11 protein-coding genes are annotated in these 15,732 nt (G+C 69.3%); 2 read left to right on the top strand and 9 right to left on the bottom strand.

Features of this window, described 5'->3' with window-relative positions; translation table 11 throughout:
* The 6 genes from AB0915_RS34365 to galE form a co-directional block, all read right to left on the bottom strand.
* The coding region (locus AB0915_RS34365; RefSeq protein WP_366694798.1) for a glycosyltransferase at nt 1–1,815 on the bottom strand (1,815 nt) is incomplete at its 3' end.
* Nucleotides 1,816–1,858: 43 nt separating this feature from the next.
* On the bottom strand, nt 1,859–3,865 hold the full coding sequence (locus AB0915_RS34360) for a glycosyltransferase (RefSeq protein WP_366694797.1): 2,007 nt from the start codon (nt 3,863–3,865) through the stop codon (nt 1,859–1,861).
* A gap of 3 nt (nt 3,866–3,868) precedes the next feature.
* A complete protein-coding gene (locus AB0915_RS34355; RefSeq protein ID WP_366694796.1) occupies nt 3,869–5,539 on the bottom strand; it encodes a stealth family protein in 1,671 nt (556 codons plus the stop codon).
* A 52-nt stretch (nt 5,540–5,591) separates the two neighbouring features.
* Nucleotides 5,592–7,352, bottom strand: coding sequence for a stealth family protein (locus tag AB0915_RS34350; protein WP_366694795.1), 1,761 nt, complete (start codon nt 7,350–7,352; stop codon nt 5,592–5,594).
* Nucleotides 7,353–7,741: 389 nt separating this feature from the next.
* Nucleotides 7,742–8,755, bottom strand: coding sequence for a hypothetical protein (locus AB0915_RS34345; RefSeq protein WP_366694794.1), 1,014 nt, complete (start codon nt 8,753–8,755; stop codon nt 7,742–7,744).
* Between the two features lie 203 nt (nt 8,756–8,958).
* Complete coding sequence (gene galE / locus AB0915_RS34340) at nt 8,959–9,945, bottom strand: UDP-glucose 4-epimerase GalE (RefSeq protein WP_366694793.1); 987 nt, start codon at nt 9,943–9,945, stop codon at nt 8,959–8,961.
* A 181-nt stretch (nt 9,946–10,126) separates the two neighbouring features.
* Here galE and AB0915_RS34335 point away from each other — a divergent pair, with 181 nt between their 5' ends.
* Nucleotides 10,127–11,233 (top strand): LCP family protein, encoded by a 1,107-nt coding sequence (locus AB0915_RS34335; protein WP_366694792.1) that lies wholly within the window; start codon nt 10,127–10,129, stop codon nt 11,231–11,233.
* Between the two features lie 38 nt (nt 11,234–11,271).
* On the top strand, nt 11,272–11,682 hold the full coding sequence (locus AB0915_RS34330; RefSeq protein ID WP_366694791.1) for an NTP pyrophosphohydrolase: 411 nt from the start codon (nt 11,272–11,274) through the stop codon (nt 11,680–11,682).
* A gap of 1 nt (nt 11,683) precedes the next feature.
* On the opposite strand, the gene AB0915_RS34325 is transcribed toward AB0915_RS34330, so the two are convergent.
* The 3 genes from AB0915_RS34325 to AB0915_RS34315 all read right to left on the bottom strand — a co-directional run.
* On the bottom strand, nt 11,684–13,195 hold the full coding sequence (locus AB0915_RS34325) for an amino acid permease (RefSeq protein WP_366694790.1): 1,512 nt from the start codon (nt 13,193–13,195) through the stop codon (nt 11,684–11,686).
* Between the two features lie 172 nt (nt 13,196–13,367).
* On the bottom strand, nt 13,368–15,296 hold the full coding sequence (dxs, locus tag AB0915_RS34320) for a 1-deoxy-D-xylulose-5-phosphate synthase (RefSeq protein ID WP_366694799.1): 1,929 nt from the start codon (nt 15,294–15,296) through the stop codon (nt 13,368–13,370).
* 186 nt (nt 15,297–15,482) lie between these two features.
* On the bottom strand, nt 15,483–15,732 hold a 250-nt coding region (locus AB0915_RS34315), incomplete at its 5' end, for a SelB C-terminal domain-containing protein (RefSeq protein WP_366694789.1).

The raw sequence follows: 15,732 nt of genomic DNA, 5'->3' as shown, positions 1-15,732 counted from the left end.
GATCTGCCCCCGGTCCCTGTCGTGGTGGCCGCCCGACGAGGCGGCCACCACCCCGGCGAACGGCAGATGCGCCTCGAAGGCGCCGTCGTGTCCCACGGAAACCTGGCCCGACACACTGGACGCTGCACTCCCCTTGCGGGGCGTGGCCCCCAGCCGCAGCCCGGAGAGGTTGGTGCCCGGCGGAACGACCAGGCCGCCGCGCACGAGCCAACCGTCTTGCCCCACCAGTACGGCATGCACCTCGGCATGCTCCACGCGATGACGCACGAAAATCGACAGATGGCCGTCCGCGGTGCGGTAGGGCACGGGCCAGTACGCGGGACCTTCCGCCGGAATCCGCCGGATCAGCAGACCACCGGTGTGGACGCCCTCCACGGCGAGCGGCTGGCGTCGGCCGTCCGGCAGCTCGAGGTCGATGTCATAACGGCCCTCGGCGAGGACCGGCGGTTCGGCGGGGATCGCGTACACCGACCGCAGAGTGCCCGTCGCCTCATCCACCGACGTGCCGAGGGCAGCCAGCCTGACCAGTGTCTCGCCCTTGCGCGGGGTGACACACAGCGTGGGGGGCTCTGTGCCGGGGTGCAGCACGGCGCGGACCTCGATAGCGCCGTCGCCGCGCACCAGTACCTCCGCCGGGACACCGGACGGGACGACGGGCGGGACCGCAGCGGTACGTTGCTTCGGTACCGAGGCCGCCACATCCCGCAGGAACGCGTCGTAGCGGAAGGCGATGCGCTCGGCGCTGTAGAGCGGGGCCGTGGCGTAGGCGCCCTGGGACAGCCTCTCCCGCTCGGCCGGCTGTTCGATGAGGTAGCGCATCGCCTGGGCCATGGCCTCCTCGTCACCGACCGGAACCAGGATGCCGTTGCGGCCGGGGGCGACGATCTCGCCGGGGCCGAAGGGCGCATCGGCCGCGAGAACCGGAAGCCCATGGTGCATGGCCTCCACCATGGTCAAGCCGAAGGACTCGCGGCGGGCCGCGCTCACCGCGAACGCGGCCTTGTCCCACTCCGCTGTGAGGTCGGGCAGCGCGCCCATGAGACGGATGGCGTCGCTGAGCCCGTGCGCGTGCACGAGGTCCTGCAGCCGTGCGTGCTCGGGCCCGCGGCCGAAAATGCGCAGCCGCCACTGCGGGTGGTGGGGGGCAACCTGGGCGAACGCGTTGATCAGCGTGTCGAAGCCCTTGCGCGGCACGAGCTGTCCCGCGGCGGCGATCAGCGGCAGGCCGCGCACAGGGGCGTGCCGGGCCGGCGGCGGCACGATGTTCCCGATGGCGGCGAACGGGGGCGCCTGGTCGCCCAGCTGTCGCTGGTAGTTGTTCGAGTCGGCCTGGGTAAGGCAGACGACGCCGTCCATCTCGCGGTACAGCTCCAGAGTGCGCTCGCGCAGCTCTTGAGAGGGCACCATCGAGCCCTCGTGGTCGATGACCACGCGCCCGTAGTCGTGCCGTCCATGGGCGATGAAATACGCGGCGAACGTCGGCCGGGCAGCGATCACGACATCGGCGCTGCAACTGCCGAGGTGACCGAGGATCAGGTCATCGTCTTCCTGGGTGTACTGGTCGGCCCAGCCGTCCTCTCGCGGCATGATCCGGGACGGTTTGCCGCCCTTGGTCTTCGCCGCCCCCTCGCGCCGGTCGGCCAGGTAGCGCACGGTCACGCCGCTGGACGGCGGGAAGGACGGCCGGTCCGCTGTACGGAAAACCGAGACGATCTCCACCTCGTGGTGGACCGCCAGCGCGGAGGCCAGGCTGCTGGTCGCCCGCGGTACCCCGCCAAAATTGTCGATGCTGTGGAGCAGGAAGGAGATCCGCACAAGTGTCCTTCGGGATTCTCGAGGTCTGTAAGGGGCCGTTCTGTCAGTGATGCTCGGTCACCACGAGCGAGAGTTCGTTGTCCGCGGTGAAGTAGGGGCGCAGTCCGACGACGGCACGGCCGACGTCGGGGCCGAACAGGTCCGTCGGCTCCTCCCGCACCAGCTCCGGGAAGCGCTGCACATCGCGCCTCACCACCTGGTCGTCGGCGATGCGCGCCACCCTGACCGGCTCGCCGCCGCCGCTGTCGGTGAGCAGCACGTCCCAGTTCTCGCGCATGAGCAGCCGGGCCCTCATGGCCTCGTCCATGTTCAACTCCGCGCCGAACCAGCCGCCTTCGAAGCGCACCCGACCGGCTGCCAGCGTGCGCGCGGGCTCCTGGCGCCGACGCAGCAGCAGCGACAGCTCGCCGCCAAGTTGCCACTCCCCCTGCAGCCAGCCCGTCAGCCACAGGCTCGTGTCGCTGTAGTCGACGGCCACCAGCTCGGCATGGCTCGGCCGGGACCAGACACGCAGACGCAGATAGCCGCCCTCGGTCGCGTACGGCAGGACCCAGTGGAAGTGGTCCAGGTCGCTCAGATGTCCGACGTCGCGTGCCCCGCCGAGCGTGCACCGCCCGTAGCGCAGGCGCCTCTCCTTGCCCCTGCCGTCCACCACGTAGAGATCGGCGCGTCCCTCGCCCAGCACGGCAAGCGCGCGAGCGTCGATCAGGGCCCGGGTCCCGCCGCTCCCGACAGCGAAGTCGACCACTTCCTCGCGGCCTTTGCCCTGCTCCTTGACGCGCACAGTGCGGGCGCCGGACACGCCACGCAAGGTGACCTCCCATGCGCCGTTCGGCAGCACCCGGCAGTCAGCGGTGGGGAGGGGACGGTCCTCGGCGGGCGCGCCGCCGCCCGTGCGCCGCCCCTTGCCCCAGCGGCCGCGTATCCCGGCCTTGACCGTCCTGAACAGTTCCTCGTACGCGTCGCCAACCTGCTCCGTGCTTGCGGACTGTGCGGTCCGCAGGGCCTGGGCCCGATGCGCGGAGCGCAGTCGCTCGTCCGCCATGTAGCGCTCCAGGGCGCGGGCCGTGGCATGGACGTCACCGACCGGCACCAGCAGCCCGCCGTGGCCCTCGGCCAGCACCTCGAGAGCTCCGTAGGGCACCTCGGTGGCGACTACGGGCGTGGCCTGGGCGAGCGCCTCCAACACCGGGCGAGCACTGTCCAGGCGCTCCGCGGCCACCAGGGCGATGTCGGCGTCGTAGAAGTCCTCTTCGCCGGCTTCCCGGTCGAACAGCAGCACATGGTCATGGAGTCCCAGCGCGGTGACCAGTTCGCGGGTCTCACGGCGCAGCGGCCCGGTGCCGACGACCCTCAGCTGCCAGCCCGGGTGAGCCGCACGGGTCTGGGCGAAGGCGTGCAGCGCCAAGTCGACGCGCCGGTGCGAGACCAGCCGCCCGGCGCTGATCACCACACCCGTCGTCGGTTTGTCCGGGCTCTCGGCAAGCAGCACCGGCTCAGCAATGTGGCGCACCTCGACGCCGGCGGCGCGCAGCGCTTGGTACTCGGGGGCGGCGGCGTCGCCCTGGGTGAGCGGGACGACCGCGTCCAGCTCGCGGTAGAGCTCCGTCCAGCGGGCGCGCACCGACTCCGGGAGCCGCTCGACAGGTGCCGGCTGGCGGGCGATGCGCCGCGCGTGGGGTACGCGGCACTGAGCCAGGGCCGCGCCGAGCGCGGAGCTGAGGGCGACCACCGCGTCGGCGCCACTCGCGGACAGGTGCTTGCGGAGCCTTCCGTCGTCGGCGCGGTTGTAGCGCCGGAACTCGGGGTCGCCGGCGATGACGAGCTGTGAGGTGTCGTCGTCGTCCCGGTCGCCGGCCCCGACCGAGGGGGCCAGGGCCAGGACGCCGACGTTCTCCGGGAGCCGCAGCCCCGGGTGCGGTGCGGCGGCGCCTCGCACGGTGACGACGGTCACCCGGTGCCTGGCGACGAGGGACTGGGCGAGCCGGGCAGCCGCCCGCGCGCCGGTGGAATCGGTAGCCAGGGTATGGGCCAGGATTTCGATGTTCATGGCTCAGGCCGCCATCTTCTCGTACGGGCTCGCCACCGGGTAGAAGGCCTCGAGGAACCGGTGGAGCACCTGGCTCTGGTGCTCGATCTCGGCGGGGTCGCTCGCGGAGTCGTTGAGGCAGAAGGTGTCCCGGTCCCGGCGCAGCAGCAGCAGTTCCAGCTTGTGCTCCAGCTCGGGGTCGTCCAGCGCGAAGTAGCCGTACCGGAGGTCGCCGGGCAGGCTGCACCCGGAGTAGTAGCTGTAGTAGTGGTGCAGCGAGGAGGCTATGGACAGGTCGGAGATACTCCGCACGGGACTGGCGGAGGTGCGCCGGTGCTCTTCGGGGAAGTCCCGTTCGATGGCGGCGAGGATGTCCCGGTTGAGCGCATACGGCACATGCTTCATCTTCTGTACGAGCGTGCGGCCGAACCGCTCCTGGATGAGCCGGCGGTTGTTCTTCGCGGCGACCGAGGTGGGCACCTCGTCGGGCTCCGGGGGGCCATAGGGGACCTGTGCCGGGGACGGGAAGAACTTGGCGATGCCGTTCGGGTGGAAGAACGCGGAGGGAGTGAGGGTCCGCCCGATGAACATGTCGTCGTTGAAGTAGACGAAGTGGCGCGACAGTCCGGGGATGTGGTGCAGCCTGGACTCGATCGCATGGCTGTTGAAGGTGGGCAGGTGGGAGGGGTCGTCGAAGATCTCCCGGTGGTCCACCACGCGGGCCCTGCCGTCGCCGGCGGCCCACCAGTGCGGAATCTGCTGGTCGGTGACGATGTAGATGTTCCGCACCCACGGCATGAACATCCGCACCGAGCGAAGGCTGTACTTCAGCTCGTCGCGGGAGACGTAACGGGCCAGGCTTGCCGCCTCCGCATGGAAGACCTCACCGCGGCTCTCGGCGCGGCGCCGTTGCCAGGCCGGGTCGTCGCCGTCCACCCAGGTGTACACGACGTCGATGGGGAAGGGGTGCTCGTCGGGGAAGGGGATGTCCAGTTCGGGGCGGGTGCGTGTCGGGCGCAGCGGCGGCACCTCGGACTCGTGGGCCCGGCCCACGAGCCTGGTCATCTGCTCGCCGGGGACGACAATCTGCTGGTGGCCGAGGAAGACGTGCTCGCTGGCGCGGTTGCGGCGCGGTGCGACGAGGCGGTCGACTCCCTGGCCGGGCAGGCTCTCCTCGGGCTCCCAGAATTCGATGTCACAGCCCGTATCGGCACCATGCGTCAGGTGCCCTTCCTCCGTGGTGCGGAACCAGAAGGCGCGCACGACGGACAGGCCGTTCGCCCGCTCCCAGGTCTTGTCCGAGGAGCCGTCCCACGCGCCGTCGCCGGGGGCCATCCCGGCCTTGGGGCGGGCGATGTAGCCCCTGCTGTTGGACAGGCGGGCGCGTAGCGCCGCCAGGGCCTGAGGGCGTCGACGCGCGTCGACGCCGACCGCGGAGGCGGTGTCGTCGAGGCCCGGCACCGCGAACCAGTCGATCCGCTCGGCTTCCAGGGCGCGACGGACTTCCAGGTTGTTCAGCTCTCGCGCGGCGAGCGGTGTGAGACGGTCGTGCACCAGCGCGACACGCTTGTGCATGTCCACGACGACCTGCCGCTCCGTACGGCTCCTGCGCAGTTGCGCCGGCGTGGGCTCCGGGCGAGGGCCGGCGCCCATGGCGGTCTCGCCAGCCGTTTCTCGGCTGGAGGTGTCAAACACGCGGTTCACTTTCGTTACGAGGATGGGTGCTGCGGCAGGAGGAGCGGTTCGCTCACCGTCCGATTTCGGCCTTCCGTGACCGGATCGACCGGTTCGCGTTGTGGTACTCGTCCGTCCCCACCCGCTCGAAGCGGCTGGGGACGGGGAAGTATGCGTCGAGAAAGTTCCTGACCATGCGCTCCTGAGCCTCCGGGTCGGGATGCTCGACGGTGTCGTTCAGGCAGAACGTGTCGAAGTTCCGTTGAGCGAGGAGGTTGTCCAGGCGGCGCCGGGCCTGGTCGGCGGCAAGGTCGATGTACTGGTAGCGCAGGTTCCCGACGGTCGTACGGCCGGTGTGGAAGCCGTAGTAGTGGTGCAGGGACGAGGCGATCGGGACGTCCTCGGGAGACCGGAAGCGGGAGTGCTGGGTGCGGTGGTGTTCCTCCCTGTAGACCAGCTCGATGTCGGCGAGGATGCTACGGCGCAGCGGATGCGGGGTGTGTTTCATCTTCTGCGCGATACGGGTGCCGAAGGACCGCTCGATCAGTGCCCGGCTGTTCTTGCCGGCTGCGTTCACCGGCAGGTCGTCCGTGTCCGCGGGGCCGCTCGGTATGAGTGCCTTGGACTGGAAGAATTTGGTCAGGCCGTTGGCGTGGAAGAAGCGTTCGGCGCCGACCGGGCGGCCGAAGAACACATCGTCGTTGAGGTAGAGGAAGTGCTCGGACAGGCCGTCGATGTGGTGCAGCTGGCTTTCGATGGCGTGCGAGTTGAATGTGGGCAGAGCAGCGGGGTCCGAGAAGATCTCGCGGTGGTCGATGACCTGGAGGCCTGGGGCGTCGCTGTCCAGCCAGCTGGGCACCTGTCCGGCGGTGACCAGATAGACGGTGCGGACCCAGGGTGCGTACTGGTGCAGGGAGCGCAGGGAGTAGCGCAGTTCGTCACGACTGGTGAAGCGCGCGTCGTTGGCTGCCTGGGCATGCAGGGCCTGAGGCGGGCCGCCCATCCGTCCCGAGCGGACGGCGTCGCGTTCGGCGCTCCATTTGGGGTCGGAGTCGTCGACCCAGGTGTAGACGACGTCGATGGGGAAGAGGTGGTCCTCTGCCAGGGGTTGGGTGAATTCGGCTACGGTACGCGCGCTGCCCGTGGTGTAGGCGCCGGGCACCAGGGCGAACAGGGCCTGCGGGACGGTGTGGCGTGGTGCGTCGACCGGCACCTCGTCCACCACCCGGTTGGGGCGGGGTGTCTCCAACCGGCCGTTCCGTTCCGCCCAGAACTCCAGGTCACAGCCCTGATCAGCGCCGAAGACGAGCTCCTCTGTGGGGTCGGTGACGTACCAGGCCACCCGGAGGGCGTCGTGCCTGCGCAGCTGGCGCCAGGACCTGTCGTCTTCGCCAGGTCGCATGCCCGACTCCGATGCGGTGGCCGCGCCCACGTAGCCCGGAGTCTGCTCGAAGGCGATCTGGAGAATCTCCTCCGCCGACTCGCGCAGCCCGACGGGCACCGCGACCGTCGGAACGTCCATCGTGGCACCGCGGACACAGAAGTATTCGATCCCCCCGGCCTCCAGCGCGGCGATGAGAATGTGCAGATTACGGGCCCGGGCAGCCCACGCCGTGGCGCCCTCCACGAGCAGGGCGTACATGTGCCGGCCCTTGAATCGCACCACCCGGCGCATGGAGGCCGCACTGTGCCGGGGCGCGTTGCGGCGGCCGCCCATCGCCCAGACGACCGTCGCCGACCGGATGGCGTCGACCGAGGTGAACGAGGACTTCACGGCGGAGCGCAGCGGGGCCGGCACCTTGCGGACAATGCCCCTTCGCGCGCCCGCCGGCATCACAGACCGGTACGCCGAAACCAGCGATCCCGCCTCCGGATTACCGGAACCGCCCACGAGGCATCCACCACCCACGCCACTGCGGTCCAGCGTCTGCCGCGACCAGGCACGACCTCGTGCCCGGACGACGGACGGTATGAGACCGAAACCTGTCATCCCCATTGAGACCGCCCCACTGGACGATCACACCTGCTCACCCGCGAGCGAGTCACAGAACTTTCACATAAAGAACCGATCAACGTCCAGTCAGTGAAGTGGAAAGATACGACATATGACCGGTGATGAATCCCACCAGGCGCTCGTACAACCTTTTACGACTCCACGAAAACATCACATGAAATCGAGGCGACACACCGGTGTCGCCCAGCACTCCAGAAGGTGCTGTCAGATCACAGCCGGTGCCAGTGCGGCGAGAGCGTGAGCCCTGGGCCCGAGTCCTGTCGGGCGACGGACACCGCCCCGTCCCGCCCGCGAACCGCCACGACGACGCGACCGTGTCCGTCGAGGGCGAGCGCGGGATCACCGACGCACTCCTCGGTGGTGTCCGACCACCAGACGCCACCTTGCTCACCCTCGGTACTGCAGACCCCGATCAGCAGAGTGCCGCCCGCCCCGCGCTGCGCGAGAACCGTGCAGTCATAGCCGTCGAGCGGGGCGCGCAATGCCACGACGGCGCCGTCCCCAGGCTGTCCGCCCACCGGCACGGGCCAAGCGCCCGCCCGGTAGGAGACGACCCCTGCCCTGTTCGTATCGGTCCAGTAGTAGGTGAGGCGGTCAGGCGCCGTCTCCAGCGCCGTCGCGGAACCCTCCAGAGCGTGGAACGGCAAGGGCGGACCGATCAGCAGCGGGCCGTCCGGATCGTCCTGACGCCACTGCTGCGCCCCACGATCACTGGGCGCGAAGACCTCCACGAGCCCGCTCGAGGTCACCGACGGCACGATGTCGGCGGCAAGCCCGGCGCCTTTGAAGTCCTGCCAGGCTCCCCACTTGCCGCCCTTCCCTTCGCGGCGCACCTGCAGTCCGCGACCCGCGTTGCGCACGAAGACGAAGACCGTCCCCTGTGCGTCGACGGCCCCGGCCGGCGCACCTATCTTCCGGCCCGTCTCCCGGTCACGGTAGAAGTTGCCGAGGGAGCGCCATTCGGTGACGGGACGGCCGGTCTGGTACTGGACCGCGTGCACGATGTCCACGCTCGGCCCGTCGGAACCACGGCGCTCGCGCCGCCCGAGGAAGTGCACGTACGAGTCGGCACCCTGAACGATGGTGAGGTCCGTCAGGTCCGCGATCGGCACGAAGTCCGGGCCGTCCCACCGGTCCCCGCCCGGGCTCTGCTGCGTCCAGCGCAACAGACCGCCGTCCGTACGGGCGTAGAGCGTAAGCCTGCCGTCCTTGCCGAGCGGCATCCAGCGGCCACGCGGCGTTCCGCACACCTGATGACGGCCGGACGACGGGGCGAGAGGGGGGGCACTGCTCGCGAAGTCCGATCCTCTTCTCCGCATGACCTGTAACACCCTCTCTGCCTCACCGGTTCTTCATCCTGCCCTCACGGGGCCGACACATCGTATGCTCAGCGTCGACCCGCCCCGGCGGGTCGTCGACGCTCGGTTCAGCGCCGCGCCTGCGGCATCCGCAGACACCACCCGGCCCATGCCGAAGCGACCATGGCACGCGCATCGTGCTGCGCGTGCCAACCCAGCTCGCCGCGGATGCGGTCGGCGGCGGCCACGACGCGGGCAGGGTCACCGGCCCGGCGCGGGGCGCTCACGGGTGTGGCGGCGGCACCGTATCCGGTCACTTCCCCGATCAGTTCGATCATCTCCCGCACGGAGACACCCTCCCCGCGGCCGATGTTGACGGTCAGGTCGGTGCCCGGCTCACGGTCGAGGAGTGCTCGCGCCGCGGCCAGGTGCGCCGAGGCGATGTCGGCGACGTGGATGAAGTCGCGCACGCAGGTGCCGTCCTCGGTGTCGTAGTCGTCACCGAACACCAACGGCGCCTCGCCCCGCGTGAGTTTCTCGAAAACCATGGGCACCAGGTTGAAGACGCCCGTGTCGGCGAGGGCCGGTGTGGCCGCGCCGGCGACGTTGAAGTACCGCATCGAGGCGGTGGCGATGCCGTGCGCCTTCCCAGCGGCGCGCACCATCCACTCGCCGGTCAGCTTGGTCTCGCCATAGGGGTTGATCGGGTCGCACGGAGTGTCCTCCGTCACAAGCTGCACATCGGGCATGCCGTAGACCGCCGCCGAGGACGAGAACAGGAAGGCGCGCACGTCGCTGTCAGCGACCGCCTCCAGCAGGGTCTGCAGACCCTGTACGTTCTCCCGGTAGTAGTACAGCGGGCGTTCGACGGACTCGGCGACCTGCTTCTTCGCCGCGAGATGGACCACGCCGTGCACCGACAGGTCCGTCAGAGTGCGCCGCAACTGAGCTGCGTCGAGCGTCGATCCCTGCACGAACGGGACGTCTGCGGGAATCCGCGAACGGTCGCCCGTAGAGAGGTCGTCGTACACGACGACCGACTCACCGGCCTCCCGCATGGCACGCACCACATGCGCACCGATGAAGCCCGCCCCGCCCGTGATCAACCAAGTCATGAGCGAATAATAGTTCGAGGTGCCCACGTCATGATTCCCGGGACCAACACACGCATTCGCACGATCCTCTGTTCTATAGTGCTCGGTCAGTCATGCATTTCGCGGACCGGTCACACCCCCCACCCGAGTCCCACGTACTTCACCACCCCCCCCGGGCAATGAGATTGAGGACTCGACCACGATGAGCCACAACGCCATGACACCGGGCCCGCGCGACAGTCGTTCGGCCTCTGATGACGGCGGACGGACGCGGAGAGGCGCGCCGCGCAAGCGCCGCCGCGGCCTCAAGATCACGCTCGGTGTCCTGCTCGTCCTCTTGCTCGCAGGCGGCGGAACCGTCTACTGGCTGTACAGCAAGCTCGACGGCAACATCAAGGGCGTCGACATCAACAAGGCGCTGGGTGACGACCGGCCGGAGAAGCTGCCGACCAGTGGGCAGAACCTGCTGGTCCTCGGTTCGGACTCGCGGGCCGGCGCCGAGAACAAGGAACTGGGCGGCGGCGGCAACGTCAGCGGTGCCCGGTCTGACACCACGATGGTGGTGCACATACCCGAGGGCCGGAGCAGGGCCGTCGCCGTGTCCATTCCGCGCGACACCCTCGTCACCCGGCCCGAGTGCACCAAGGCGGACGGCTCGACAGTGCCGTCGGCGAACCGCGTGATGTTCAACGGCGTCTACTCCCAGTTCGGTCCGGCCTGCGTGGTCAAGACCGTCGAGAAGATGTCCGGGGTCCGGATCGACCACTACCTGGAGATCAACTTCGCCGGGTTCAAGGACCTGGTGGACGCCATCGGCGGGGTCACGGTCGATGTCCCGCAGGACATCCACGACAAGTCGTCCGGCCTCGACCTCACGGCAGGCTCGCACAAGCTCGATGGCACCCAGTCCCTCGCGTACGTCCGCACCCGGCACGGCATCGGCGACGGCAGCGACCTGGGCCGGATCGGGCTCCAACAGCAGTTCCTGCTGGCGCTGCTGAGCGAGGTCAAGTCGCAGGATCTGCTGAGCAGTCCGACGAACTCGTACAGGATCGCCAACTCGGCCACCAAGTCGCTGACCACGGACTCCGGGCTCGCCTCGCTGAAGTCCCTTGCCGAGTTCGGCCGGTCGATGAACGGCGTGGACCCGAACACCATGGAAACGATCATGCTTCCGGTGGAGTACGACAAGGTGGACCGGAACCGTGTGGTGGCGGCCCAGCCGCAGGCCGGTGACCTCTGGAAGGCGATCCGCAAGGACGACACGATCCCGGAGTCGGCGAAGAAGTCCCCCGCCACCGGCGGCTGACGGACCGTACGGCGGCCGGTGCGTGACACCCTTCCGGCATGCTGACCGAACGGACCCTGGTGATCGTCGACGCGGCCAATGTGTTCGGGTCGGTGCCGGACGGCTGGTGGCGGGACCGGCGGGGCGCGGCCGAGCGGCTGCGGGACTCCCTGGTCCCGTTCGCCGCGGCCGGTCTGCCCGGGCATCCCGGCCCCGTCGAGCTGGTACTGGTCGTCGAGGGCGCGGCCCGCGGTGTCGCTTCGGTGCCGGGGGTACGGGTGGAGACGGCGCCCGGCAGTGGGGACGACCTGATCGTCGCGCTGGTCGCGGCCGAAGCGGCCCGGTCGGCCGGCCACGGCTGTGTCGTGGTCACGGCAGACCGGGAGCTGCGGCAGCGGGTGGAGGCGTACGGGGCTCAGTGCGCGGGCCCCCGTGCCGTATGGCCGCTGCCGCCGTCCCGTACGGACTGACTCACGGACGGCCGGTCTCGAGGTTGATCCGGCTGTGGCTGCGCCCGTACGCGAAGTAGATGATCACGCCGATGACCATCCAGATGGCGAACCGGAGCCACGTCTCGGCCGGCAGGTTGAGCATCAGCCACACCGACGCGGCCACCGAGAGGATCGGGAGCGCCGGCACCCACGGGGTGCGGAACGCGCGGTGCAGATCGGGGCGGGTGCGGCGCAGCACCACGACGCCCAGCGCGACGACGACGAACGCGAAGAGCGTGCCGATGTTCACCAGCGTCGCCAGCTCGTTGATGCTGGTGAAGCCCGCGACGATCGCGATGATCCCGCCGAGCAGGATGGTCGGGCGGTACGGGGTGCCGAACTTCGGGTGCGTCCTGGAGAAGAACCGCGGGAGCAGCCCGTCGCGGCTCATCGCGAAGAACACCCGGGTCTGCCCCAGTAGCAGGATCATGCACACCGTCGTCAGGCCTACCGCCGCGCCGAAGCTGATGAACCCGGCGTAGACGGGATGGCCGACGGCCTTGAAGGCGTCGGCCAGCGGGGCGCTCACCGACAGTTCGGTGTAGGGCTCCATGCCGGTGACCACCAGCGATACGGCGACGTAGAGCACCGTGCAGATGAAGAGCGAGGCGAGGATGCCGCGCGGCATGTCGCGCTGCGGGAGCTTGGTCTCCTCGGCGGCCGTCGCGACGACGTCGAAGCCGATGAACGCGAAGAAGACGATGGAGGCTGCGGTGAAGATGCCCATGACGCCGAAGTTGGTCGGTGCGTAGCCGAACATCAGCTGGATCAATGGCGCGCTCAGTCCGGAGCCGGCCGGCTGCGGCTGCGCCGGCGGGATGAAGGGCGAGTAGTTGGCGGCCTTGATGAAGAAGAGTCCCGCGATGATCACGATCAGGACGACGGCCAGCTTGATGGCGACCACGACCGTCGTGACCCGGGCGGAGAGCTTCATGCCGAGCACCAGGACGACGGTCAGGACGAGCACCAGGAGAAAGGCCAGGACGTCGAAGCCGAATCCTTTTGCCGCATCCGTCCCGGAGAGCACGTCGGGCATGTGCCAGCCGACGTTGTCCATCAGCGAACGGACGTAGCCGGACCATCCGACCGCCACCACCGCGGTGCCCAGGGCGAATTCCAGCACCAGGTCCCAGCCGATGATCCAGGCGACGAGTTCGCCGAGCGAGGCGTACGAGAAGGTGTATGCGGAGCCGGCGACGGGCACGGTGGAGGCGAACTCGGCGTAACAGAGCGCGGCGAGCGCGCAGACGATGGCCGCGGCCACGAAGGCGAGAGCGGTGGCGGGTCCCGCGGTCTCCTTCGCCACCTTGCCGGTGAGGACGAAGATGCCGGTGCCGATGATGACACCCACTCCGAAGACCGTGAGGTCCAGGGCGGAGAGTGACTTCTTGAGCGCGTGCTCCGGTTCCTCAGTATCGCGGATGGACTGCTCGACCGTCTTGGTCCGGAACAGTCCGCCCTTTCTGGGTGGTGTGTCCTGCTGGGCAGTCACCGGCGTACCTCCACGCGCTCGTCGTGTACGCCATGATTGGGACCTCATCGGTCACGGGAGGCTCCGCACCCGGCGATTTCACGCGAATGGGCCGGTCGAACCACCCGCACAGGGTGGCCGACCGGCCCATCTGCCGTATCGCTCGCCGGTCGCGAGGACCGGCTCGAACGGGTCAGTCGCGCGCGGGTTCGATCACGGAGCGGCTGTCGGCATCGCTGTCGAAGCGGCCGTCCAGCCTGGCGACGAGTCCGGTGACCTGACGGGCGATGTCCGGCGCGGTCAGCCCGATCTCGGCCATGACCTCCTTGCGGGAGGCGTGGTCGAGGAAGCGCGGCGGGATACCGAAGTCGCGCAGCGGTACGTCGACCCCGGCGTCGCGCAGCGCCTGGGCGACGGCGGAACCGACGCCGCCGGCCCGGCTGTTGTCCTCGACGGTGACGACGACGCGGTGCCGCTCGGCGAGCGGCGCCATGGCCTCGTCGACGGGCTTGACCCAGCGCGGGTCGACGACCGTCGTCGTGATGCCCTGGGCGTCCAGCAGGTCCGCGATCTCCAGGCACATCGGGGCGAGCGCACCGACGGAGACCAGGAGGACGTCCGGGCGGGGTGCGTCGGACGTGCGCAGCACATCCATGCCGCCGACCCGGCCGACGGCCTTGACCGCCGGGCCGACCGCGCCCTTGGAGAAGCGAACCACGGTCGGGGCGTCGTCGACCTCGACGGCCTCACGCAGCTGGGCGCGGACCTGGTCGGCGTCGCGCGGGGCGGCGATCCGCAGGGTCGGCACGCACTGCAGGATCGACATGTCCCACATGCCGTTGTGCGAGGCGCCGTCCGTGCCGGTGATACCGGCACGGTCCAGGACGAACGTCACGCCGCACTTGTGCAGGGCGACATCCATGAGGACCTGGTCGAAGGCGCGGTTGAGGAAGGTGGCGTACACCGCGAAGACGGGGTGCAGTCCGCCGGTGGCGAGGCCCGCCGCGGAGACCGCACCGTGCTGCTCGGCGATGCCGACGTCGTAGATGCGGTCCGGGAAGGCCTTCTCGAACTTGCTGAGGCCGACCGGGTGGAGCATGGCCGCGGTGATCGCGACGATGTCCTTGCGCTCCCTGCCGAGCTTGACCATCTCCTCGCCGAAGACGGAGGTCCAGTCGAGGCCGGAGGTGGAGATGGGCAGGCCGGTGTCGGGGTGGATCTTGCCGACGGCGTGGAAGCGGTCGGCCTCGTCAAGGAGGGCAGGGGTGTAGCCGCGGCCCTTCTCGGTGAGGCAGTGCACGATGACCGGTCCGCCGAAGCGCTTGGCGCGCTGCAGCGCGGATTCCAGGGCCTCGATGTCGTGGCCGTCGATCGGGCCGACGTACTTCAGGCCGAGGTCCTCGAACATGCCCTGCGGGGCGATGAAGTCCTTCAGCCCCTTCTTGGCGCCGTGCAGCGTCTCGTAGAGCGGCTTCCCGACGACGGGGGTGCGCTCCAGGATGTCCTTGCCGCGGGCCAGGAAGCGCTCGTAGCCGTCGGTGGTACGGAGCGTGGCCAGGTGGTTGGCGAGGCCGCCGATGGTCGGGCCGTAGGAGCGCTCGTTGTCGTTGACGACGATGACGAGCGGACGGTCCTTGGCGGCGGCGATGTTGTTCAGCGCCTCCCAGGCCATGCCGCCGGTGAGTGCGCCGTCACCGATGACCGCGACGACATGGTCGTCCTTCTTCAGTACCTCGTTGGCCTTGGCGAGACCGTCGGCCCAGCCGAGGACGGTGGAGGCGTGCGAGTTCTCGATGATGTCGTGCTCGGACTCGGCGCGCGAGGGGTAACCGGAGAGGCCACCCTTGCTCTTGAGCTTCGAGAAGTCCTGGCGACCGGTGAGCAGCTTGTGCACGTAGCTCTGGTGCCCGGTGTCGAAAAGCACCTTGTCCTTCGGCGAATCGAAGACCCGGTGCAGGGCGATGGTCAGCTCGACCACACCCAGGTTGGGGCCGAGGTGGCCACCGGTCTTGGAAACGGCGTCGACGAGGAAGGTCCGGATCTCTTCGGCGAGCTGGTTCAGCTGCTCCGGGCCGAGCCGGTCCAGGTCGCGCGGTCCCCTGATGTGGGTCAGCAACGGCACCCGTGCCTCCTTGCGTATGAGCCGGTCGAGCTTCTTGCCGATCCCGCAGAGTCTAATGTTCCGCACGGGACGGCTTTCGGCAGGGGGCGCGTTCCTGTGTCACACCTTCGGCGGGAAATACCACATATCTCTTGATATTTCTTGTGTTCCGTGTTTTTCGGTGAACCCGTGCGAGATCACGTGACGTCAGGGAGTCGCGTCGCTGCTCGCGACCAGATGCCTGAGGCCGTCGGGGGTGGGGCGGGTGTGCCCGAGCCGGTCGAGGAGCTCGAAGAGGGGTACGGCGACCCGGCGGGAGGTGCCGAGCGTCCGACGGCCGGCGCTGAGGGTGAACGGCTGGGGCACAGCGCGAGCCGGGCCAGGTGGCCGGACGAGGTCAGCGCACGCAGCGCCGCCGCCGTCGCGCCGGGGTGACACCTTCACCCGCGGACACGGC

The sequence above is a fragment of the Streptomyces sp. NPDC048411 genome (assembly GCF_040704695.1).
Classification (GTDB): domain Bacteria; phylum Actinomycetota; class Actinomycetes; order Streptomycetales; family Streptomycetaceae; genus Streptomyces.
Note: the sequence above shows the minus strand (reverse complement) of the source record. Positions and strands in the feature narration are given on the sequence as shown.

Coding starts and splice junctions, on each gene's coding strand:
- galE (WP_366694793.1), bottom strand. CDS start 9,945: ATGACTTGGTTGATCACGGGCGGGGCGGGCTTCATCGGTGCGCATGTG.
- AB0915_RS34330 (WP_366694791.1), top strand. CDS start 11,272: ATGCTGACCGAACGGACCCTGGTGATCGTCGACGCGGCCAATGTGTTC.
- AB0915_RS34345 (WP_366694794.1), bottom strand. CDS start 8,755: ATGCCGCTCGGCAAGGACGGCAGGCTTACGCTCTACGCCCGTACGGAC.
- AB0915_RS34335 (WP_366694792.1), top strand. CDS start 10,127: ATGAGCCACAACGCCATGACACCGGGCCCGCGCGACAGTCGTTCGGCC.
- AB0915_RS34360 (WP_366694797.1), bottom strand. CDS start 3,865: ATGAACATCGAAATCCTGGCCCATACCCTGGCTACCGATTCCACCGGC.
- AB0915_RS34350 (WP_366694795.1), bottom strand. CDS start 7,352: ATGCCGGCGGGCGCGCGAAGGGGCATTGTCCGCAAGGTGCCGGCCCCG.